This window comes from Photobacterium sp. WH24 (assembly GCF_019204055.1).
GTDB lineage: Bacteria > Pseudomonadota > Gammaproteobacteria > Enterobacterales > Vibrionaceae > Photobacterium > Photobacterium arenosum.
Map to the genome: position 1 here is coordinate 446588 of NZ_JAGSOZ010000001.1, position 22355 is coordinate 468942.

A 22355-nucleotide genomic window follows, 5' to 3' on the forward strand; every position below is an offset into this window, starting at 1 on the left:
CCAAAAATTTGTGCCAAAAAAAGCCTTCTAAGGATACCTCAGAAGGCTGTGCATGTTTAGCTTTGCTTAATTAGATAAATGTGATGTTCTGCCAGATTACATACGTTCCAGTGTGTCAATACCCAGTAAATCCAGACCTTGTTTGATGGTTTTCGCTGTCAGCAGCGCCAGTTTCAGACGGCTGTGCTTGACCGGTTCATCGGCATTCAGAATCGGGCAGGCTTCATAGAAGCTGGAGAAATTCCCCGCCAGCTCAAACAGGTAGCTGCACATAACGTGCGGATGGCCTTCACGGGCCACGGTTTCCACGGCTTCTTCAAATTGCAGCAGTTTTGACAGCAGCACTTGCTCTTTCTCGCCATTGATCACAACTGGGTGTGTCAGCTCACTTTCGTTCAGGCCTGCGCGTTTAAATACAGAAATGACACGGGTGTAGGCGTATTGCATGTAAGGTGCTGTATTGCCTTCGAAGGCCAGCATGTTCTCCCAGTCGAACACGTAATCTGTGGTACGGTGTTTGGACAGATCAGCATACTTCACCGCGGCCATGGCGACGGTCGATGCAATCTTGGTTTTCTCAGCCGCATCCAGCTCAGGGTTCTTCTCTTCGATCAGTACCTTAGCGCGTGATTCTGCTTCATCCAGCAGATCAGCCAGACGAACGGTACCGCCAGAGCGTGTTTTGAACGGACGACCGTCTTTAGCCAGCATCATACCGAAAGCGTGGTGCTCCAGCGACACATCGTCAGGGATGTAACCTGCTTTGCGGACAATCGTCCATGCCTGCATCAGGTGTTGGTGCTGGCGTGAATCGATAAAGTAAAGCACCCGGTTGGCATTGAAATGCTCGTAGCGGTATTTCGCACAGGCAATATCCGTGGTTGTGTACAGGAAACCGCCGTCACGTTTCTGGATGATAACCCCCATAGGCTCACCATCTTTGTTTTTGAACTCATCCAGGAAAACAACCTGAGCGCCATCGTCTTCTACGGCCAGCCCCTTTGCTTTCAGATCGGCGACAATCCCTGCCAGCATATCGTTGTACATGGACTCGCCCATCACATTGTCACGGGTCAGGGATACATTCAGACGATCATAGTTATACTGGTTTTGCTCCATGGTCACGTCGACCAGTTTCTTCCACATATCAGCACAGTACTGATCGCCACTTTGCAGCTTCACTACATAGTTACGGGCGCGTTCTGCAAAGGCTTCATCTTCATCGTACAGTTTTTTCGACTCACGATAAAAAGCTTCCAGATCAGCCAGTTCCATAGAAATCTCGCCAGATTCTTGCTGAACACGTTCCAGGTTGGCAATCAACATGCCGAACTGAGTTCCCCAGTCGCCTATGTGGTTGGCGCGAATGACGTTATGTCCCAGAAACTCCAGTGTACGAACCACAGCATCACCAATGATGGTGGAGCGCAGGTGACCAACGTGCATTTCTTTGGCGACATTGGGTGCCGAATAGTCGACAACGATATTTTGTTTTTCCTGCGTGGCCACACCCAGGCGGGCATCAGTCAGTGCCGCTTCTGCACGCTCGGCCAGCCAGGTTTTATTCAGAAAGATGTTAATGAAACCAGGACCGGCGATCTCGACTTTCTCTGCGATATCGCCCAGATCGAGTTGATCGATGACTTTTTGTGCAAACTCGCGCGGGTTAGCTCCCAGTTTTTTCGCAACACCCATCACACCGTTGGCCTGGTAATCACCGAACTGTGCTTTGGCTGACTGACGAACAGCTGCCGGGCTGCCTGCCGGGGCACCGGCCGCTTCGAGCGCCAGGGAAACTTTATCGTTAATGAGTGCTTGAATGTTCACACGTCTATCCTTTAAATCGGTCTGTAGCCTGACAGGCAGGCAAAAGTCTTGGGTATTCAATAAGCTATGCAGTTACGTCTTACACCTGAACCGGTCAGAAGCGTGGTCAGCAATACACCAGAAAAGGTGAAAACAACCCTGTCTGATGTTTTTAAAAAGGTCATCCGGGTAGTGCTGACGGGAGCTTGCTGGCTGCAAAGGCGGCTGCATGGATACTAAAAATAGTTAGCCGTAATAATACCCATAAACACAGGGCAGTTGGCAAGGTGAAAAGGCGATAGAAGCTGAAATTTTTCTCATTGCTATGGCTGGCTGAAGGCTTGTTGCTCAAGGCTTTTGCTGGCAAAGATTCTGTGGATAATGGGTGACCTGAGATCAGTGAGGAGAAATCACATGCAAGATTTACAGCAGGCAAATCTGCAACCGGAGCAGATGCTGGCACAATTACCTGAATTTATGGGTAAAATTGAGAGGCTTGCTGAACTACTGGGGTTGGATCTTTCAGCCTGTCAGGCAGACCACATTGCCCTGCGCGTAAATAGTACTGCGTTAGCGACGGCATTGCATCAGGCATGGCTGGCATACGGTGAAGAGTGGTCAACCAATGTGATCAATGGTCGTCCTATTGTTGTGATTGGTTTTCATCAGCCTGTGCAAGCGGGCCAATGGCAGATTGAAGCACTGGAGCTGCCTTACCCGGGCGATAAAGCATACCCGGTTCAGGGGTGGGAGCATGTTGAATTTGTGGTGCCTTGTCAGGCGTCCACCACAGAGGAATTAAAAGTGGTTCTGGATGCGCGTTTTCCCGGATTGGACTGGGACAACTTGAAGCAAGCCGGTATTGATGTGAAAGCAAGTTCACCGGCAGGAGAGAAAGAGCGGCTGGCTAACCCGACCTTTGCGTTTAAGAAGGACGGGGTATGCATTAAGCTGCACCCGTGTTCGCTGAAAGCTGTGATTGAGAGTGAAGGCTGATCTGAGCCATAAAGCCAGGGCGGAGAAGCGATGAACACTTTTCCGCCACAGGTTTACAGCACCACGGTACGATTGCCGTAAACAAACACCTTGTCTTCTACTACCAGGCTGAGTGCCTTGCTCAGAACAGACTTTTCGACATCACGTCCTGAACGGGCCATGTCTTCTGCACTGTAGTTATGATCAACCGGAATGACGTTCTGGGTAATGATAGGGCCTTCATCCAAATCATTGGTGACGAAGTGGGCCGTGGCACCAATGATTTTCACCCCGCGTTCATAGGCTTGCAAGTAAGGTTTCGCGCCAATAAATGCCGGAAGGAAACTGTGATGAATATTGATAATCCGGTGCGGAAACTGAGCGACAAAACCAGGCGTCAGAATACGCATGTATTTTGCCAGCACCACATAATCGGGTGAATACTGGTTTACACAGTCAAGTAATTTGGCTTCATGCTCTTCACGACTTAAACCTTCATGGCAGACATGGTGGAAGGGGATATCAAACTTTTCCACCAGGCCAGCCAGTTTGTCGTAGTTACCAACGACAGCTGCAATGTCAATATCCAGTGTGCCGTCATAGGCTTTTACCAGGATATCGCCCAGGCAGTGTGCTTCTTTGGTCACCATAATCACGACTTTCTTGCGAGCAGAGCTCACCAGACGGCGGTGGCTGCCTTCAGGCAGGGCGCGATCCAGATCGAACAGAAAGGTTTCATCGTTAAACACCCCTTCCAGCTCAGTACGCATAAAGAACTGCCGATGGCGGTGATCGACAAACTCTTTGTTGTGGATAATGTTGAGCTGGTGTTTGTAGCAGATGTTGGTGATCTTAGAAATCAATCCCATGGCATCCGGGCAATCGGTGAGCAGGGTTTTCTTTTCCATGGTGTCCTTATGTTGCGTGCATATATGTATTAGTTGTGTCATTAATTTTTTACATGGCTTTGATTTCGACGTCAAAAGATTTTGTGATCTGACTCAATAATTTTTCCTGGCAACTGCCGCTGGCTGTTACGGGGTAATCTTGGCATAATCCCGAAAGATACTGGATAAATAACCAATAGATTGGCTTTCATGATTGCAAAATTCTTTCAACCCGGCGGTGCATTGGAAAAGGCGATACCTGGCTTTCAGGCACGTCAGCCACAGATTGATATGGCAGAAGCGGTCGGGCGGGCAATTAAACACCAGCAGCAACTGGTGGTAGAAGCGGGTACAGGCACAGGCAAAACCTTTGCGTATCTGGTGCCGGCGTTGTTCAAGGGCCATAAAACCATTATCAGCACAGGCTCGAAAAACCTGCAGGAACAGCTTTTCTACCGGGATTTACCTTTGATGACCCAGGCGCTGGGCTATACAGGGAAAGTGGCGTTACTGAAAGGGCGCTCAAATTATCTCTGTCTCGACAGGCTCAGCCGTCAGATCACCGAAAGCCATGGTGGCTTTGTCGATCAGGGCATGCTGAGCCAGCTGGTGACGATCCGCAGCTGGTCTTCAGCTACCAAAACCGGTGATATCAGCGAATGTGATTCCATTGCCGAAGACAGCCCGGTGATTCCGACTATCACTTCAACCAACGACAATTGCCTGGGGCGAGAGTGCCCGTCTTTTGAAGACTGCTTTGTCGTGAAAGCCAGGCGAAAAGCCATGGATGCGGATGTTGTAGTGGTTAACCACCATTTGTTCATGGCGGATCTGGCCATTAAAGAAACAGGCTTTGGCGAGCTGATCCCGGAAGCGGATGTGTTTATTTTCGATGAAGCCCATCAGATCCCCGATATTGCCAGCCAGTATTTCGGCCAAAGTCTGTCGAGCAGACAACTGCAGGAACTGGCGAAAGACATTACTATCGGTTATCGCACTGAAGCACGAGATATGCGTCAGCTGGAAAAAACCGCAGACCGGCTGAGTCAGGCCGCTGCTGATATGCGATTGGTGATGGGCGAACCCGGCTATCGCGGCAACTGGCGTGAGGCGGTGAACAGCCCGGCCATTCAACGGGAGCTGACGAGGCTGAATGATGCACTGGATCTGGCACATGACGTGCTCAAACTGGCACTTGGCCGCAGTGAGTTGCTGGACGCCGCATTTGAACGAACCACCTTGCTTAAAGCCAGACTGACACGCTTGTGTGATACCTCGATCACCGGCTATTCCTACTGGTATGAATGCACCCCCCGCCATTTTACTTTGCATATTACGCCGCTGTCGGTCGCAGAGAAGTTTCATGAGCAGATAGAAAAGCAAAAAGGCGCCTGGATCTTTACCTCTGCGACACTGGCTGTTGATGAAGATTTCAGCCATTTCAGTCATCGTTTAGGGCTGCAGCCTGCGGAACAGATGTCGCTGACCAGCCCGTTTGATTATCAGCAGCAGGCGTTGCTGTGTGTTCCCCGTTTTTTACCAGAACCCAACAGTCACGGACTGGCGGCCAAACTGGTGACTCTGATGGCACCTGTGATTGAGGCCAACCAGGGGCGGTGTTTTTTCCTTTGTACCTCGCACCAGATGGTACGGGATCTTGCTGAAGGCTTTCGCGCCTGCCTGGATTTGCCTGTGCTGGTTCAGGGAGAAACCAGTAAGCAAAAACTGCTTTCAGAATATCTGGAATTGGGAAATGCGCTGCTTATTGCAACAGGTGCGTTCTGGGAAGGTATTGATGTTAGAGGGCAGGCGCTGAGCTGTGTTATTATCGACAAACTTCCCTTTACCGCGCCGGATGACCCATTATTGAAGGCGCGGATAGAAGATTGTCGTCTGCGTGGCGGGGACCCCTTCGCGCAAGTGCAGATACCGGATGCGGTGATCACCCTCAAGCAGGGGGTAGGCCGGTTAATCCGTGACCAGCAGGATAAAGGCGTGCTGGTTATCTGCGATAATCGTTTGGTCACGCGCCCTTATGGCGCTGTATTTTTAAGAAGTCTGCCGCCGATCCCCCGTACGCGGGATGTTGACGGTGTCGGACAATTTCTGTCTGGACTGCACGCCGAGCAGCAAGCAGCCGACAGCCAGCATTCAGAGGCTTGAATGAGCAGTAAGATTTTAGCGGTTGATACCGCGACTGAAAATTGTTCTGTTGCGCTTTTAGTGGGCAGTGAAGTGATTGCGCGTTGCGAATTTGCGCCGCGTGAACATACCACCAAAATTTTGCCTATGGTTGATGAAGTCCTCGCCGAAGCGGATTTGCGTTTAACCCAGTTAGATGCGCTGGCGTTCGGTCGTGGCCCGGGGAGTTTCACCGGTGTGCGGATTGGCATAGGTATCGCTCAGGGGCTGGCATTTGGTGCCGATTTGCCTATGGTCGGTGTGTCGACACTGGCTGCAATGTCTCAGGGAAGCTACCGTTTACATCAGGCTTGCCATACCCTGGCTGCTATCGATGCGCGGATGGGCGAAATTTACTGGGGGCAATATCAGCGTCAGCAAGATGGTGACTGGCATGTGCTCGGTGAAGAAGCCGTATTGCGTCCTGAACGGGTAGAGCAGCGATTGATCTCTGTACCGGATACCCGTTGGTTTACTGCAGGTACTGGCTGGCAAACCTATCAGGAACAATTACAGGCTTTGGCTGTCGAAAAGCAGGCCAGCACAGTGCTTTACCCTGAAGCCCAGGATATGGCATGGCTGGCTCAATTTGCTCTGCAGCGTGGTGAAGCCGTAGACGCTGAACATGCCAGCCCTGTCTATCTGCGTGATGAAGTAACGTGGAAAAAATTGCCCGGCCGTGAATAATGCGTATTCACAGCTAACAAGACACACAGGTCAATATGGTCAACATACCCCGTATACCGACAGCAACGCAGGCGCCGCAACGGCCGAAGCGAACCGATAAACAGCGAAAGGCTGAGCAGACAGCTGCGCCTGTTTCTCAGCCGACTGTGGTTGCTAAAGCGGTGGCGGAAACGATCAAGGATCCGGCTTTTATTGAAGAGGTTCAGGCCAGAGTGCAGTACGACAGCCCGCAGGGGAAAAATAAGCAGGCATTGTCGGCTTATCTCGATGTGCTGCATCAGGCTAAAAGGGAAGAATACTCTCATTTGTTAGGCGTGGATTTCTACGTTTGAGCTTCGATGCCGGCAGAGCATCAGACGCGAATTTCTTTTTTAACAAGGATCCTGTGGTGAAAAAATCTATATTGGCATTTGCCTTGATGGTATTGAGTGGTTGCAGTCAACTGCCAGACAGTCTGCAAACATCGACCGAAACACCAGTAACTGACTTAACCCAAGTGATTGAAGACCCTCAGGGTGTACAGGGTAAAGAGGTGCGCCTGGGAGGCGTGATTGCCTCAGTGGTCAATGAAGCGTCACGTACGCGGCTGGAAATAGCCAGCTTGCCTATAGATGAATCAGGCAAGCCTGAATTGAAAGCGTCGCCTCAGGGGCGATTTATTGCTTATGTTGATGGTTTTGCCGACCCTATCGAATACGCTCAGGGTAAACTGGTGACCGTTGCCGGTCAGCTGCGTGGCAGCGAGGTGGGTAAGATTGGTGATTTCGATTACACCTATCCTGTGGTGTTTGCTAAAGGTCAGCAGATCTGGCAAATCAAAGAGCAGATCCGTGTTGATGATGTGAGTGCCTACTACCGCTGCCTTGGTATCCGCTGTCAGTATATCCACTATGGTTTACGGCCAGATAATCTGGATGTCCAGTACCGCGTTACTCCTTAGTTACGACGACCTGCCTGATTGAACAGCGAAACTGACTATGATGTACGAAAGCCGATTACCGCTTGCTGACACTGAGCTGGCGGTAATCACGTCTTTTTCTCCTTGCCGGGAAAGTATACAGCGAGGCAAGCTCATTCCGATAAGCGATGCCGAAAGGCGTCGTCCTACGCTCTTGTTTCTGCACGGCTGGCACGATAACGCTGCCAGCTTTGCTGTGCTGTTTGAGCCACTGGCCGTGAGGTTCAATCTGGTTGCTGTCGACTGGCCCGGGCATGGTCTGTCTGCACATCGCCAGACAGATAATTATTATTATTTCATGGACTATGTCGACGATCTGGCTCAGATCATACAGTCTCTGTCATCTCAAAACCTTATGTTGGTTGGCCATTCTTTGGGGGCGCTGGTTGCGGCAGCCTATGCTGGGGCCTTTCCCGAATCGGTCACTGGACTGGTGCTGATCGAAGGGCTTGCGCCACTCCATGAAAGCGCTGAACGGGTGCCTGAAAGGCTGCGTCAGGGCATTGAAAGCCGGATGCGGCGCAGGCAGCGTCAGTCTGCAGAATTTAAACTGGATTCGTTTCAGGCCGCATTATCTGTTCGTTGTCGGGTAAACAGATTGACACCCGATCAGCTCAGGCCGCTGGTTCAGCGAGCGACCTATACCGACGGCAAACACTGGTACTGGCGTCATGACGATAAATTGCGTTGCGATTCGTTGTTCAGGATGACAAAGGAACAGGTTAAGGCGCTGATGCGGCAAATTGAGTGTCCGGTATTGTCAGTGATCGGTGATAAAGGCTTTTCCTATCTGAAAGAACCGGATGCTGGCTTGTCATGGCTGAAACAGGCCGGGCAAATAGTGGTACCCGGTGGTCATCACTGTCATCTTGATAGCCCTCAGCTTGTTTGTGAGCAGATTTTGCTGCTCAGTTCAAAAATCAATAAGCTGGTCTAATCAGTTGTGTTAATTCAATGTTAATTGTGCTGTAATGCTTGTATAGAACAAGTGTTTGAATGTCCCGCTACAGCCATTTTTGGCGCTTTAAGCCCTAATAAATATAAGGAGAGTGCATGGTGGATAAGGTTTGGCTTAACCGCTATCCGGATGATGTACCGGCTGAAATCAACCCTGATACTTACTCGTCATTGGTTGAACTGTTTGAACAGTCCGTCCAGAAATATTCCGATCAAACGGCCTATATCAATATGGGTCAGGTGATGACTTTCAGAAAGCTGGAAGAACGCAGTCGTGCATTTGCGGCTTATCTGCAAAATGACCTGAAGCTCGAAAAGGGTGATCGGGTGGCTGTCATGATGCCAAACCTGCTTCAGTATCCTATCGCGCTGTTCGGTATTCTCCGTGCGGGTTGTGTGGTGGTTAATGTTAACCCACTATACACACCTCGTGAACTGGAGCATCAACTGAATGACTCTGGTGCAAAAGCCATTGTGATTGTGTCGAACTTCGCTCATACGCTGGAGAAAATTGTCGAAAAAACCAGTGTTGAGCATGTCATTTTAACCAGTCTGGGGGATCAACTTTCCCGGCCCAAAGGCACTCTGGTTAATTTTGTGGTGAAGCACATTAAAAAGATGGTCCCTAAATACCACCTGCCGCATGCCACCTCGCTGAATCATGCGCTGAAGCGCGGGCGCAGAATGCAATACGTGAAGCCTTTCATTTCAGGAGAGGACATCGCTTTTCTGCAATACACCGGAGGGACTACCGGCGTAGCGAAAGGCGCAGTGCTGACGCACAGAAATATGATTGCCAATGTGCTGCAGGCTAAAGCAGCCTACGGACCCATTTTGCATGATGGTCGTGAGCAGGTGGTTACAGCGCTTCCGCTATATCACGTTTTTGCCCTTACTGTGAACTGTCTGCTGTTCATTGAAATGGGCGGCCAGAACCTGCTGATTACCAATCCCAGGGATATTCCAGCTTTCGTCAAAGAGCTGAAGCGCTATCCGTTCACTGCGCTGACCGGTGTAAACACACTGTTCAATGCGCTGCTCAATAATGAAGATTTTCTTGAACTGGACTTCAGCCGTCTGCATCTGTCTGTAGGTGGTGGTATGGCTGTACAGCGTGCCGTTGCGGAGAAATGGTTAGCAACCACAAAGAACTATTTGCTGGAAGGGTATGGCCTGACTGAGTGTTCGCCGTTGGTGGCCGCTTATCCGCATAACCTGACTGAGTACAATGGTTCGATTGGCCTGCCTGTGTCTTCGACAGATATTCGTATTGTGGATGAAGAGGGTAACGTTCTGGCCATGGATCAAACCGGCGAACTGCAGGTCAATGGCCCTCAGGTGATGAAAGGCTACTGGCAGCGCCCTGAAGCAACGCGTGAGGTGCTGACAGAAGATGGCTGGTTATCGACAGGCGATGTTGTGCGCTTTGACGAAGACGGCTTCTTACATATCGTTGACCGTAAGAAAGATATGATCCTGGTCTCTGGCTTCAATGTGTATCCCAATGAAGTTGAAGATGTTGTCGCTTTGCACAGTAAAGTGCTGGAAGTGGCGGCAATCGGTCAGCCGGATGAAGCTTCGGGCGAGGTGGTGAAGATTTGTGTTGTGAAACGCGATTCCAGCTTGACCCGCGAAGAGTTGTTGTCGCATTGCCGTCAATACTTGACCGGTTATAAAGTGCCTAAAGTGGTGGAGTTCAGAGATGAATTACCGAAAACCAATGTCGGTAAAATTCTGCGCCGTGCACTGCGTGAAGAGTCAGAGAAGGTAGCGCAAAAAGAGACAGCGCAAGCATAATCCTGAATTTTAGGATAAACTTGTTCCAGGTTCAGTGCCGGCTTACATAGCCGGCACTTTGTTTTATGCCAGCAGCCAGTATTCATCTGAGAATGGCGTTAGAACACAGAGAAAACAGGCTGGTATCTGCTTGTTATGTTGAAAAAGGTGAGTTTTGAAATTTGAGATTATAACCACGAATGACAGACTGGCTGAGGTTTGCCAGCAGGCAAGTCAACAACAGGCGGTAATGTTGGATACCGAATTTGTTCGTACACGGACCCTGTTTGCTCAGTTGGGGCTGATCCAGCTTTATGACGGCGAACTTCTGTCTTTGATTGATCCTCTCAAGCTGACTGATATGTCGCCGTTATGGGCGTTAATGCAAAATCCTGATGTTGTGAAAGTGCTGCATGCCTGTGGTGAAGATCTGGAGGTGTTCCAGTCTGTTGCTGGCTGCATGCCCGCGCCTATGCTGGATACTCAGATCATGGCGGCCTTTATCGGCCACGGCTTGTCGACGGGATTTGGTGCCTTAGTGCAGGAATATCTGGGCGTTGAGTTGGAAAAAGGGGAAGCCAGAACGAATTGGCTTGCTCGTCCTCTGAGTGACAAGCAACTTGATTATGCCGCCGCAGATGTTTTTTATCTGTTGCCTTTGTATCAGCAGCTTTTGGCAAAAGTGGAAGCGAAAGGGTGGATGGATGCCCTGCGGCAGGAATGCGAAACCATGCTGGTAAAGCGCAGCCGTGTTCCCGACCCGGAGCAAGTTTACACAGACATAAAGAATGCCTGGCAGCTATCCCCTAATCAATTGGCTATCTTACAGAAGCTGGCTTCCTGGCGTCTTCGGGAAGCGAGAAAGCGCGATCTGGCACTTAACTTTGTGCTCAAAGAGCTGCATCTTTGGAAAATTGCTCGCTATGAGATCACCTCAAAAGCAGTTATGGCTCAGGAAGGTTTTGATGAGCGTGAGATTCAAAGACATGGTAATCGTTTGATTTCCATTGTGAAAGACGTTGAAAAAATGAGCCAGTTGGATTATCCGCAGCCATTGTTTCGTTTGATGGAAATGCCCGGCTATAAACAAATGGTTAAACGCATCAAAGATGAAGTAAATGCCGTGGCCAAAGAAACAGGGCTGGCGACGGAGTTTCTTGCCTCGAAGAAGCAAATTAATCAGTTGCTGAGTTGGGCATGGAAGAAGGGCTGCCCTGAAGATCAGTTGCCTGAAATGTTGTCTGGCTGGCGAAGAGCGCTTTTTGCTCATCGGGTGTTGCCTTTGGTTCAGGCTTAAAGCTTGTACGGTAACAAACCAAGTTAACACCTGAAAAAAATCCCCGGCGAACCGGGGATTTTTTTATTTTTCATCGGGCAGGGTGACATTGAGTTCCAGTACCGACAGGTCTTCTTCTTTCTGATCGAGGTGTACCGTGACATGCTCAGGTGAGACATCAACGTAACGGCGGATAACCTCAAGAATATCCTGTTTGAGCTGGGGCAGATAACTCGGATTACCCATACTCGCGGAGCGACGTTCAGCAACAATGATCTGCAGCCTTTCTTTCGCCACACTCGCGGTCGACTGTTTTTTGGGGCGGAAGAACTCTAGCAAAGCCATAGTGTGGTTAGCCTCCAAATATGCGTTTCAGGAAGCCTTTTTTCTCTTCCTCTAAGAATCGGAACGGGCGATCTTCACCCAGTAAGCGTGCAACTGTGTCCTGGTATGCCTGACCTGCATCTGAATCGGCGTCCAGGATAACGGGTTCACCTTTGTTAGATGCATTCAGAACAGATTGGCTCTCAGGTATGACGCCTAGCAGTGGAATGTGCAGAATTTCTTCAACATCCGCGACGCTGAGCATATCGCCATGAACCACACGCGAAGGATTATAACGAGTCAGCAATAAATGTTGCTTGACCGGTGATTCACTGTTTTCGGCTCGACGGGATTTAGAGTCGAGAATACCAAGGATACGGTCTGAATCACGCACAGAGGCCACTTCAGGGTTGGTAGTGACTATCGCCTCATCTGCAAAGTATAAGGCCATCAGCGCGCCTGTCTCTATGCCTGCCGGTGAGTCACAGATGATAAAGTCGAAACCCAGTGCATCTAATTCAGACAAGACTTTTTCGACACCTTCTTTACTTAGGGCATCTTTGTCACGGGTTTGTGAAGCCGGCAAGACGAACAGGTTGTCTACACGTTTGTCTTTAATCAGCGCCTGATTAAGTTTTGCCTCGCCATTGATAACATTGACGAAATCATAAACAACGCGGCGTTCACAGCCCATAATCAGGTCCAGATTCCGCAGGCCGATATCAAAATCAATGACGGCCGTTTTTTTACCTTTTAAGGCCAGGCCGGACGCAATGGCCGCACTGGAGGTCGTTTTACCTACCCCACCTTTACCTGAGGTCACCACGATAATTCGTGCCATCTGTATTATTCCTTTTCAAAGTTATACAGCCAGATGCTCTATATTTAAATTGTTGTCAGTCAGAGAGATAGCGACACTTTTTCCCCAAAAAGCGTCTTGAATTTTGTCACTTAGCCAATAATTACCAGCAATAGATATCAACTCTGACTGTAAATTATGGCAGAAAATCTGAGCATGAGTTTGGCCGCTGGCGCCGGCAATAGCCCGGCCACGCAAACACCCATAAATATGGATACATCCATCAGCAATAATTTCAGCACCTGCGCTGACATGATTCAATACGACGAGATCGCAATTTTTTGCATAAATCTGTTGCCCCGATCTAACCGGGGTGCGAATCACTTTTGCTGGCTCCATCACCGGGCTGGTGGCCCGGGCCTGCTTGGCGGCATTCATGATGGCAAAACCGGCTGATTTCGCCTGTGCTTGCAGGTGAGAGGGCTTGCAGCCACTGATCCCGACGGGGATCATACCCGCATCCTGAATGCCTTGTCGAAGTTGTTCGAAATCAAGTGCCCTGCCAGCCTGGCTGACATCAATCACCAGAGGCGCATGGGCAAAGAATGCCGGAGCCTGCTCCACTTTGTCCTTCAGGAAACTGATTGCCTGTTCTAAGCCGCCGTCAGCCAAGTGTAAGGATGAGAGCGTGTAACTGCCCCCTTTTAATTCTGCCGTTTTTGTCATGGCTTATTCATCTTACGCGGACAATTTCGCGCTCAGGTACGTTATCACATAGGTTATAGCATGTTATATTCCCAGGCAGGTCTCAGCAAGTTCTCCTTGTCAGAGTTCGGTATAAAGTTTAAATGATAGCCACAATGGTGAACGCAGAACGCAGAGGAACCCTGATCCTGATTCGGGGTGGAATGTTTTCTGCTTTTTGTGGTCAGATAATGGTGATTGGTAACCTGCAGGTCAGCTCATGTTTTGTGCAATTTATAAAAGCTCTAAAAAAGAAAACACCTATTTATATATCAATACCAAAGATGATTTTTCAGATGTACCTGAAGCCTTATTGAGCACTTTTGGTACACCTCAGTTTGTTATGGTGCTAAAACTGAGTAATGAGAGGAAGTTAGCGTTGGCGGATATCAATAAGGTACGGGAGTTGCTCTCTACCCAGGGTTATTACCTGCAAATTCCGCCTCCTGTGACTAACCTTCTAGACGAATACAAAGCAAATAAGTCAGAAAATAATACATGACGATGAAAGGGTGGATATGCGTAAGCAATGGGTAGCTGTCTTTGTGTCCTTAGGACTAGGCCTTGCATCACCGATAGTATCGGCTGATGAAAGTTTTGATAATTATGTCTCCGGGCTAAAACAAGAAGCACGTGAGAAGGGGATAGATGATTCGATTCTTGAGTCCGCCTTCGCTGATGTCACATTCATTGAACGTGCAGTTAAAGCTGATAAAAATCAGCCAGAAAAGAAGTTAACACTGGATGAATATTTACCTAAAGCTGTTCCCCAGTGGAAAATTGAACAGGCGAATAAGTATTATCAGCAGCATAAAACGGCACTGGAGCGAATCGGGCGTCAGTATGGTGTTCAGCCCAGGTTCATCGTGGCATTGTGGGGCGTGGAAAGTAATTTTGGTCGCTTAACCGGCTCGTATAATGTCATTGAAGCGTTGACGACGCTTGCTTATGAAGGTCGCCGTGAAGCCTTCTTCCGTGAGCAGGTCATGGCGGCTTTAACTATTTTACAGCAAGGCCATATTACTGCAGCGGATATGAAAGGCTCCTGGGCCGGTGCCATGGGGCAGCCTCAGTTTATGCCGACCTCATACCTGACCTTTGCTGTTGACGGAAATGGCGACGATAAAGCTGATATCTGGAAAACGGAAGATGATGTTTTTGCTTCTGCGGCCAACTACCTGAGTAAATCAGGTTGGGATGACAAATACACATGGGGACGCCAGGTACGTGTTCCTGATAGGTTGAGCGACACCCTGAAAGGTGTGGAATCCCAAAAGATGAAAACGTTGTCTGAGTGGGATCAACTGGGTGTGCGCCGTTTGAATGGCACTGCGCTACCTAAGGTAGATATCAATGCATGGCTGGTGCAACCAGACGATAATCATGGCAGAGCTTACTTAGTGTACGGTAATTACCAAACATTACTGAAATGGAACCGGTCGCATTATTTTGCGTTAGCCGTCAGTACACTGGCAGACAGTATTCGGTAGCTGCGGATTTAGCTGAACAAAAAACGATATGCGTTATTAATTGCGAATAATAAAAAACCCGGCAGCAATGCCGGGTTTTTTGATCTGGTCTTGATCAACCTTGTTTGATCAAAGCTTGAAGTCGTCCAGAGATTTACCTTCATCCAGTGCTTTTTTAAGAGCGCTTGGCGTGCGGCCTTGGCCTGTCCAGGTTTTCTCTTCACCGTTTTCATCGATGAACTTGTATTTAGGCGGGCGAGCTGCACGCTTGGTTTTTGCTTTACCAATGTTTGCCATCAGTTCTTCAGGATCAATACCATCAGCCAGTAGCATATCTCGGTATTGCTTCAGTTTTTCTTCGCGCTCTTTTTCTTTCGCAATTTCTTCCGCTTCTGATTCTTCACGTTCATCAACCACGGTCTGAAGTTTTTCCAGGGCTTCTTTCAGTTGCTCCAGTGAATATTCACGAGCAAGTGCACGAAGACTACGAAGGTTTAATAGCGCTTTCATTGCATCAGACATTTCAAATTTCCTGTTGGCGTTATACTAATTATTAGTGAATCACTTTATATCTGCAATAGTAATACTTTTTAAACCCAACTGCCAAATAAAATTGTTAGTTTGCATTATTAATCAGGCGGTTTTTTATACTTGAACTTTATCTTTGAACAATGAAAGGCGGCACCATTCGTTTTTTTGCTTGTTAATAAAATGGGGGAGTACGAATATTTTAACTTGCTGTAATGCTAATAATTTCATATTCATTTACAGTGCGTTTTGGGCGCAAATGTAAGTAAATACAGAAGATTAGTGCAGTAGTATTAACTCAAAGTAGCAGATATTGGCTTTCTGTAGTTGCAAATCAGATAACAAAAAGTAGAATACGCGATTCCTTGACTAAGGGTAGAGGTGCATTATCTATCAGTAACTGGCGGGAGGTGACCCCGAGGAACGTCAGTGAAAGGAGCTAATGCCGAAGTAAGGCTGGTCTGTCAAATCACCTTGCTGGGGTTGTCACTGAAAGGGACAACACTGCCATAGTAACTTACAATTAACTATGGAGCGCTACTGTGGGGTCGGGAGGGGCATCAGTCTCTTTCCTATATCGCTTCCCATCACGGTTGACATCGGTACCGTGTTTAACAGTAGATCTCCAACCACGATCGGTTGTAGTAGAGATCATGAACCTAGTAGATTTTTCCCAATCCTCCATTTCCATTTTACCGCCACTCGTGGCGTTAAGCCTTGCTATTCTTACTCGACGAGTGCTTATCTCGCTGGGTATTGGCATTTTGATCGGTGCGTTATTGCTGACTGATTTCAGTATGTTCAATACTGTCTCTTATTTGAGAAACAAAATTGAAGGGCTGTTTATAGATGGTGACAGCATCAATACCTGGAATATGAGTATTGTTGCTTTCTTGCTTTTATTAGGCATGACCACAGCATTACTGACGCTCTCTGGTGGTACGCGTGCTTTTGCACAATGGGCGCAAACTAAGATTAAAAGTAAACGCGGTGCAAAACTTTTAGCGGCTTTTCTTGGCGTGTTTATTTTTGTTGATGATTATTTCAACAGCTTGGCGGTTGGTTCGATTTCCCGGCCAGTCACCGACCGCTTTTATGTTTCCCGCTCAAAACTGGCTTATATTCTGGACTCCACTGCCGCACCTATGTGTGTACTGATGCCTGCATCCAGTTGGGGGGCATATATCATTACAGTGGTGGGGGGTATTTTGGTTTCACATGGTGTGACTGAATATTCTGCGTTAAGCGCCTTCATGCAATTGGCACCTATGAATTTTTACGCTGTGTTCGCGCTGCTGATGGTATTTGTTGTTGCCTGGTTCCAATTAGATGTTGGTTTGATGAAGAAGCATGAAGTTCAGGCCAGTCATGCTCGCGGGTTTGACAATGAAGAAGTTCATGCCGAAGCCAAAGATTTGAATGACGAACTTGAAATAGAAGAAAGTGAAAATGGAAAAGTGGGCGATCTCATTATTCCTATTCTGGTACTGGTGGCAGCCACATTATTCTTCATGATCTACACCGGTAATCAGAGTTTGCAGGCTGACGGTAAACCGTTTTCTATTCTTGGCGCATTTGAGTCTACCGATGTTGGGGCCTCTTTGTGTTACGGCGGTCTGCTGGGGTTATTATCGGCACTGGTTGCCGTTGGACGCCAGGCTATTCCGGTAAAGCACATTGCGCATGCTTTATGGATTGGTGCGAAATCCATGTTCGGTGCCATTCTTATTCTGTTTTTTGCCTGGACAATCGGTAGCATAATCAGCGATATGGCAACAGGTAAATTCCTGTCGACTTTGGTTCAGGGCAATATTAACCCTGTCTGGTTGCCTGTGATTCTGTTTCTGCTGGCCGGTATTATGGCTTTCTCGACCGGTACGTCCTGGGGCACCTTTGGTATTATGTTGCCGATAGCCGGCGATCTGGCTGCGGCAACTGACATCAGCCTGATTCTGCCTATGCTCAGTGCGGTACTGGCTGGTTCTGTTTTTGGCGATCACTGTTCACCTATTTCAGACACCACCATATTGTCTTCAACGGGGGCACGCTGTAATCACATTGACCATGTGTCGACACAGTTGCCTTACGCATTGTCCGTTGCACTCGTTTCTGCGGTAGGCTTTACCGTGTTAGGGATGACAGAATCTCTGGCGGTGTCTTTTGTGGCTGCGACAGTCGCTTTCTTACTGGTTTGTGTATCCCTTGCCTGGATTGCCAAACGCCCGCTGAAAGGCGCGTAAGAGCAGCTTAGCCATCGTAGAAAGATGGCACTGAACCGGCTTAGTCTGCACTGAGCCGGTTTTTTTATCTCTGTGTACAGTAATTCATCGTAAAGTGGTCTCACCGCATGAAGCCGGGAGCCAGACTTCCAATTCGCATTCTTCTTCGGTAGCATCTTGCGATATTCAGAGTGATGCGGAAAGCCTGATGGCGCAAATGTATTTTTATTACTCGGCGATGAATGCCGGGAAGTCGACGACGCTGTTGCAGTCGTCTTTTAACTATCGTGAACGCGGCATGTCGCCGGTAATTTTTACCGCAGCCATTGATAACCGGTTTGGTCAGGGTAAGGTCAGTTCCAGAATTGGTCTGTCTGAAGAGGCTGAACTGTATAGCCCGGAAGATAACCTGTGGGATAAGCTGTCTCAGATGAACAGCTTGTCACGAGTGGATTGCGTGTTAATGGATGAATGCCAGTTCCTGACGAAAGATCAGGTTCACCAGTTGACTGAAGTGGTCGATAAACTGGATATTCCTGTGCTTTGCTATGGCTTGCGTACCGATTTTCGTGGTGAGCTGTTTGAAGGTAGTCAGTACCTGCTGGCCTGGGCCGATAAACTGGTCGAACTGAAAACCGTTTGTCATTGCGGCCGAAAAGCGAACATGGTGATTCGCCATGATGCGTCAGGTAAAGCCATTGCGGATGGCGATCAGGTTGAAATCGGTGGTAATGACAGATACGTATCAGTTTGCCGGAAGCATTATAAAGAAGCGATGGGTCAAGCTCGTCAGGCGGCGAAAAGCGCCTGATAAAGCCAGCGTAATAATGGAAATGAAATAAAAAAGGAAGCTGCTGAAGCTTCCTTTTTAATGGGGTTTGTCGCAGGCTTTAGCCTTTATGCCTTTCCTGCAGTTTGGCAATCACATCAGACAGGCTCAGACCCTGATCCTGAAGTAACACTATCAGGTGATACATCAGGTCGGCTGATTCGGAAATTACCTCCTCTTTGTCACCCGCCGTTGCCGCAAGCGCGACTTCAACGCCTTCTTCGCCCACCTTCTGCGAAATCCGTTTGGTGCCACGAGCGTAAAGGCTGGCGGTGTAAGAGGACTCAGGATCGGCGCCTTTGCGGGCTGCCAGCACTTGCTCCAGTCGGTGAAGAAACACCAGATCGGGGGCGGTGGCAGTGTCTCCGCTGTCTGTGCTGCCCTTGTCGAAACAGGTGGTTGTACCGAGATGGCAGGTGGGGCCAACAGGCTCGGCGCTGACCAGGAGGGTGTCCTGATCACAGTCGAGCTGAATTTGTTTGAGTTGCAGCACATTGCTGGATGTCTCGCCTTTAGTCCAAAGACGTTGTTTGCTGCGTGACCAGAAAGTCACCTGCCGGGTATCCAGCGTTTTGCTGAGGGCTTCATCATTCATGTAGCCCAGCATCAGTACCTGGCCGCTGCGGCTGTCCTGCACTACGGCGGGGACCAGACCGTCGACCTTGTCCCAATTAATTTCACTGCTCAGGCTCATAGTCGGATCTCCACCTGTTGTTGTTTGAGGTATTGCTTGAGTTCGCCAATGTTAATGATTTGCTTGTGGAAAACCGAAGCGGCGAGGGCGCCGTCAACTCCGGCGATAGTAAAGGCATCGGCAAAATGCGCCATTTCACCGGCGCCGCCGGAGGCAATAAGCGGCACTTTGCAAATGTCACGAACCAGATTCAGCTGAGTCAGATCATAGCCCTGACGAACACCATCCTGGTTCATCATGTTCAATACGATTTCACCTGCCCCGCGGCGCTGCACTTCCTCAATCCAGTCAGCGGTTTGCCACTGGGTGACCTGGGTGCGGCTTTCATCACCGGTGAACTGGTAAACCTGATACTGACCGGTTTTGGCATCAAAGTAAGAATCGATACCCACCACAATACACTGCACACCGAATTTATCTGCCAGCTCAGTGATCAGCGCAGGGTTGGCTAACGCCGGCGAATTGATAGAAATTTTATCCGCGCCAAATTGCAGTATTTGCTGGGCATCGTCGGCTGATTTAATACCGCCCGCGACACAGAACGGAATATCGATGACTTCAGCGACACGTTCGACCCAGCTTTTGTCAACGACACGGCCATCGCTGGACGCTGTGATATCGTAGAAAACTAACTCATCGGCCCCTTCTTCCGCGTAGCGTTTTGCCAGCGGAACGATGTCACCGATAATTTCGTGATTTCGGAACTGGACACCCTTAACGACCTGGCCGTCACGGACATCCAGGCAGGGAATAATGCGTTTTGCTAACATGTCAGGCTCCTTGTCACTCGTTCCAGCAGGCAAATGCCTGCTCTGCGGTAAATTTACCGTCCAGCAGGGCACGGCCGACAATCACGCCGGCAACGCCTGAGCCTTTCAGTGCAGCAATGTCATCCAGTGATCCGATACCGCCGGATGACTGGAACTGAACGTCTGGGTATTGCGCACATAAGTCGCGGTACAAATCGACATTAGAGCCAGCCAGCGTGCCGTCGCGGGAGATATCCGTACACAGAACATGTTTAAGGCCCACGGTGCGGAAGTCTTCAATCAGGGCTTCAATGGTGACGCCTGAATCTTCCTGCCAGCCGGAGACGGCCACTTTGCGCTGGCCGTTGTCATCGATGTTGACGTCCAGCGCCAGTACGATGCGCTCCGGGCCGTATTTTTCCATCCAAGCCTTAACAACTTCCGGTTGTTTAACCGCGGTTGAACCAATCACAACACGCTGCGCGCCGGCATTCAGTAAGTCGGCAACATCTTGCTCGCTGCGAACGCCGCCTCCAATCTGGATATTGGCAGGCGTGCTGGCCAGCAGGGCACGGATTAAATCGAGCTGGCGAGCAGAGGTGTCTTTCGCGCCGGTCAGATCAACCAGGTGCAGCCAGTCAGCCCCTGCCTGATGATACAGCGCAAACTGTTCTGCGGGGTTTACTTTATACTCGGTTACCTGACCGTAATCGCCCTGAAACAGGCGGACGACCTGGCCATCTATTAAATCGAGTGCGGGAATAATCATAACCAGTCCTTGTCGTCCTACATATCGAGAAAGTTTTGAATCAGTTGTGCACCGGTTTTACCGGAACGTTCAGGGTGAAACTGCACACCGTAGTAATTACCGCTTTGCACTGCGGCAGTAAATGGCTGGCCGTATTCACAGCTGGCTATCGTTCTGCCTTGCTCGGTGTTAAACGCCGGCATGGCGTAGCTGTGGACGAAATAGAAATAACTGCCAGCAGGGATGCCGTTAAATAATGGGTGGCCCTCTTCCGGAGTAATGGTATTCCATCCCATGTGCGGTAAGGGCAGCTCACCGGTGCGCATTTTCTGCACCGGTGCCGGACAAAGCTTCAGACAGGGCACGCGTTCTGTACCATTCAGGCCTTGTTCTTCTGAGTAGTCACCCAGCAGCTGCATGCCCAGACAGATACCCAGCAAGGGTTTGTCGACCTGGCTTACCAGTGTGATTAGGTCGCGCTCGGCCAGGTTTTTCATAGCCTCGCTGGCGGTCCCTACACCGGGCAGGAAGAGTTTATCTGCCGCCAGTACAATCTCAGGATCCCGGCTGACGGTCACTTGATAACCCAAACGCTCAATGGCAAATCGCACGGATGACACGTTGGCGCACCCTGTATCAATGATGACAACTTTCTGAGTTGAATCAGTCATTACAGCACCCCTTTACTGCTCGGCAGCTCGTTGCCTTCCACTTTAATGGCCTGGCGCAAGGTACGGCCAAAGGCTTTAAACAGGCTTTCAACGATGTGGTGATCGTTGTTGCCATCGGAAGAAAGGTGCAGCGTGCAGGCCAGTGTATCGGTCAGGGAGCGGAAGAAGTGCGGGACCATTTCCGTTGACAGATCACCGACGTTTTCACGGCTGAACTTGGCATCGAATTTCAGATAGGGGCGGCCGGATAAGTCCAGCGCACACTGAGCCAGGCATTCGTCCATTGGCAGACTGAAGCCAAAGCGGCCGATGCCGCGTTTGTCGCCCAGCGCTTCTTTCAGCGCCTGGCCCAGTGCCAGTGCGGTGTCTTCCACACTGTGGTGGTCATCAATGTGCAGGTCGCCATCCACTGTCAGGATGAGCTGGAAGCCGCCGTGAGTCGCAATCTGATCCAGCATGTGATCGAAAAAGCCCAGACCGGTCTGAATCACGTTGCCGCCGGACTGATCCAGATTGACCTTCACTCTGATGTCGGTTTCTTTGGTCTTGCGGACCACTTCGGCAATGCGGGGACGGGTGGTGAGATCGGCCACTATCTGCTGCCAGTTCAGGCTTTCACGCTGGTACTGGATACCCCGGATAGCCATGTTGCCGGCCAGTTGCAGATCGGTCTGGCGATCGCCGATAACCGCAGAGGTGGCAAAATCGACACGGCCTTGTTGCAGGTAGTCTTTGACCAGGCCGAGCTTGGGCTTGCGGCAACTGCAGTTGTCGTGTTCAAAATGCGGGCAGATCAGCACATCATCGAAGCGAACTCCCTGAGACTCGAAAATGGCCATCATCATATTGTGCGGAGCATCAAAGTCAGCCTGCGGGTAACTGTCTGTGCCCAGTCCGTCCTGATTGGTCACCATGACCAGTTTATAGCCTGCATCCTGCAGTTTTAGCAGGGCAGGGATGACGAAGGGCTCCAGCTCAAGTTTGTCCAGCCGATCGACCTGGAAGTCTACCGGCGGTTCGGCAATCAAAGTGCCGTCGCGATCAATAAAGAGAATTTTTTCCTTGCTCACAATAGAAT

At 49.6% G+C, this 22355-nt stretch carries 23 protein-coding genes and 1 riboswitch; of the genes, 12 read left to right on the plus strand and 11 right to left on the minus strand.

Going from position 1 to position 22355, the window contains the following annotated elements; translation table 11 throughout:
• Nucleotides 1–96: 96 nt before the first annotated feature.
• Nucleotides 97–1827, minus strand: coding sequence for an arginine--tRNA ligase (gene argS, locus KCG43_RS01930; protein WP_218382993.1), 1731 nt, complete (start codon nucleotides 1825–1827; stop codon nucleotides 97–99).
• Between the two features lie 393 nt (nucleotides 1828–2220).
• Between argS and KCG43_RS01935 the strand changes: the two genes are divergently transcribed.
• Nucleotides 2221–2802: a VOC family protein gene (locus KCG43_RS01935; RefSeq protein ID WP_218382996.1), complete on the plus strand. Its 582-nt coding sequence runs from the start codon at nucleotides 2221–2223 to the stop codon at nucleotides 2800–2802.
• A 53-nt stretch (nucleotides 2803–2855) separates the two neighbouring features.
• On the opposite strand, the gene purU is transcribed toward KCG43_RS01935, so the two are convergent.
• Complete coding sequence (gene purU, locus KCG43_RS01940; RefSeq protein WP_192015221.1) at nucleotides 2856–3689, minus strand: formyltetrahydrofolate deformylase; 834 nt, start codon at nucleotides 3687–3689, stop codon at nucleotides 2856–2858.
• Between the two features lie 189 nt (nucleotides 3690–3878).
• Here purU and KCG43_RS01945 point away from each other — a divergent pair, with 189 nt between their 5' ends.
• The 7 genes from KCG43_RS01945 to rnd all read left to right on the plus strand — a co-directional run bounded on the left by KCG43_RS01945 (nucleotide 3879) and on the right by rnd (nucleotide 11524).
• Complete coding sequence (locus KCG43_RS01945) at nucleotides 3879–5831, plus strand: ATP-dependent DNA helicase (RefSeq protein ID WP_192015222.1); 1953 nt, start codon at nucleotides 3879–3881, stop codon at nucleotides 5829–5831.
• Nucleotides 5832–6536, plus strand: a complete 705-nt coding sequence (tsaB, locus tag KCG43_RS01950) for a tRNA (adenosine(37)-N6)-threonylcarbamoyltransferase complex dimerization subunit type 1 TsaB (RefSeq protein ID WP_218382998.1) — start codon at nucleotides 5832–5834, stop codon at nucleotides 6534–6536.
• 35 nt (nucleotides 6537–6571) lie between these two features.
• Nucleotides 6572–6868 (plus strand): chromosome partitioning protein ParA, encoded by a 297-nt coding sequence (locus KCG43_RS01955; RefSeq protein ID WP_218382999.1) that lies wholly within the window; start codon nucleotides 6572–6574, stop codon nucleotides 6866–6868.
• Between the two features lie 56 nt (nucleotides 6869–6924).
• Nucleotides 6925–7476 (plus strand): Slp family lipoprotein, encoded by a 552-nt coding sequence (locus KCG43_RS01960; RefSeq protein ID WP_303453540.1) that lies wholly within the window; start codon nucleotides 6925–6927, stop codon nucleotides 7474–7476.
• A gap of 37 nt (nucleotides 7477–7513) precedes the next feature.
• Entirely contained in the window at nucleotides 7514–8431 is a 918-nt protein-coding gene (locus tag KCG43_RS01965; RefSeq protein ID WP_255557824.1) for an alpha/beta fold hydrolase, read from the plus strand.
• Between the two features lie 119 nt (nucleotides 8432–8550).
• Nucleotides 8551–10248, plus strand: coding sequence for a long-chain-fatty-acid--CoA ligase FadD (gene fadD / locus KCG43_RS01970; protein WP_192015369.1), 1698 nt, complete (start codon nucleotides 8551–8553; stop codon nucleotides 10246–10248).
• Nucleotides 10249–10402: 154 nt separating this feature from the next.
• Complete coding sequence (gene rnd / locus KCG43_RS01975; RefSeq protein WP_192015225.1) at nucleotides 10403–11524, plus strand: ribonuclease D; 1122 nt, start codon at nucleotides 10403–10405, stop codon at nucleotides 11522–11524.
• Nucleotides 11525–11587: 63 nt separating this feature from the next.
• On the opposite strand, the gene minE is transcribed toward rnd, so the two are convergent.
• Genes minE through minC form a run of 3 tightly spaced genes read right to left on the minus strand, consistent with a single transcriptional unit; the run spans nucleotide 11588 to nucleotide 13352 of the window.
• Complete coding sequence (gene minE, locus KCG43_RS01980; protein WP_027253478.1) at nucleotides 11588–11848, minus strand: cell division topological specificity factor MinE; 261 nt, start codon at nucleotides 11846–11848, stop codon at nucleotides 11588–11590.
• A gap of 7 nt (nucleotides 11849–11855) precedes the next feature.
• Nucleotides 11856–12668, minus strand: coding sequence for a septum site-determining protein MinD (gene minD, locus KCG43_RS01985; protein WP_046222509.1), 813 nt, complete (start codon nucleotides 12666–12668; stop codon nucleotides 11856–11858).
• A 21-nt stretch (nucleotides 12669–12689) separates the two neighbouring features.
• Nucleotides 12690–13352, minus strand: a complete 663-nt coding sequence (gene minC, locus KCG43_RS01990; RefSeq protein ID WP_161446324.1) for a septum site-determining protein MinC — start codon at nucleotides 13350–13352, stop codon at nucleotides 12690–12692.
• A 238-nt stretch (nucleotides 13353–13590) separates the two neighbouring features.
• On the opposite strand from minC, the gene KCG43_RS01995 reads away from it, so the two are divergent.
• The gene (locus KCG43_RS01995; protein WP_192015226.1) at nucleotides 13591–13872 is read left to right on the plus strand and encodes a YcgL domain-containing protein; all 282 of its coding nucleotides are present in this window, start codon (nucleotides 13591–13593) and stop codon (nucleotides 13870–13872) included.
• A 16-nt stretch (nucleotides 13873–13888) separates the two neighbouring features.
• The gene (locus tag KCG43_RS02000; protein WP_218383003.1) at nucleotides 13889–14860 is read left to right on the plus strand and encodes a lytic transglycosylase domain-containing protein; all 972 of its coding nucleotides are present in this window, start codon (nucleotides 13889–13891) and stop codon (nucleotides 14858–14860) included.
• A 108-nt stretch (nucleotides 14861–14968) separates the two neighbouring features.
• On the opposite strand, the gene KCG43_RS02005 is transcribed toward KCG43_RS02000, so the two are convergent.
• Nucleotides 14969–15361 carry an H-NS family nucleoid-associated regulatory protein gene (locus KCG43_RS02005; RefSeq protein ID WP_027253473.1) on the minus strand — a complete coding sequence of 131 codons (393 nt, stop codon included), beginning with the start codon at nucleotides 15359–15361 and terminating at the stop codon, nucleotides 14969–14971.
• A 374-nt stretch (nucleotides 15362–15735) separates the two neighbouring features.
• A riboswitch (Lysine riboswitch) is annotated at nucleotides 15736–15915 on the plus strand.
• A 105-nt stretch (nucleotides 15916–16020) separates the two neighbouring features.
• On the opposite strand from KCG43_RS02005, the gene KCG43_RS02010 reads away from it, so the two are divergent.
• Both KCG43_RS02010 and KCG43_RS02015 read left to right on the plus strand, forming a co-directional pair.
• Nucleotides 16021–17607 (plus strand): Na+/H+ antiporter NhaC family protein, encoded by a 1587-nt coding sequence (locus KCG43_RS02010; protein WP_218383004.1) that lies wholly within the window; start codon nucleotides 16021–16023, stop codon nucleotides 17605–17607.
• Between the two features lie 187 nt (nucleotides 17608–17794).
• The gene (locus tag KCG43_RS02015) at nucleotides 17795–18397 is read left to right on the plus strand and encodes a thymidine kinase (RefSeq protein WP_192015229.1); all 603 of its coding nucleotides are present in this window, start codon (nucleotides 17795–17797) and stop codon (nucleotides 18395–18397) included.
• Between the two features lie 79 nt (nucleotides 18398–18476).
• Here KCG43_RS02015 and hisIE read toward each other — a convergent pair whose 3' ends face one another.
• From hisIE to hisB, 5 genes are read right to left on the minus strand one after another with little or no spacing between them, the layout of a single operon-like run.
• On the minus strand, nucleotides 18477–19109 hold the full coding sequence (gene hisIE / locus KCG43_RS02020) for a bifunctional phosphoribosyl-AMP cyclohydrolase/phosphoribosyl-ATP diphosphatase HisIE (protein WP_218383006.1): 633 nt from the start codon (nucleotides 19107–19109) through the stop codon (nucleotides 18477–18479).
• Nucleotides 19106–19879 (minus strand): imidazole glycerol phosphate synthase subunit HisF, encoded by a 774-nt coding sequence (gene hisF, locus KCG43_RS02025; protein ID WP_218383010.1) that lies wholly within the window; start codon nucleotides 19877–19879, stop codon nucleotides 19106–19108. The genes hisIE and hisF overlap by 4 nt, the downstream gene beginning before the upstream one ends.
• A gap of 13 nt (nucleotides 19880–19892) precedes the next feature.
• The gene (gene hisA / locus KCG43_RS02030) at nucleotides 19893–20627 is read right to left on the minus strand and encodes a 1-(5-phosphoribosyl)-5-[(5-phosphoribosylamino)methylideneamino]imidazole-4-carboxamide isomerase (protein ID WP_218383013.1); all 735 of its coding nucleotides are present in this window, start codon (nucleotides 20625–20627) and stop codon (nucleotides 19893–19895) included.
• Nucleotides 20628–20644: 17 nt separating this feature from the next.
• A complete protein-coding gene (gene hisH, locus KCG43_RS02035; protein WP_192015233.1) occupies nucleotides 20645–21277 on the minus strand; it encodes an imidazole glycerol phosphate synthase subunit HisH in 633 nt (210 codons plus the stop codon).
• On the minus strand, nucleotides 21277–22347 hold the full coding sequence (gene hisB / locus KCG43_RS02040; RefSeq protein WP_370630657.1) for a bifunctional histidinol-phosphatase/imidazoleglycerol-phosphate dehydratase HisB: 1071 nt from the start codon (nucleotides 22345–22347) through the stop codon (nucleotides 21277–21279). The genes hisH and hisB overlap by 1 nt, the downstream gene beginning before the upstream one ends.
• Nucleotides 22348–22355: the final 8 nt, after the last annotated feature.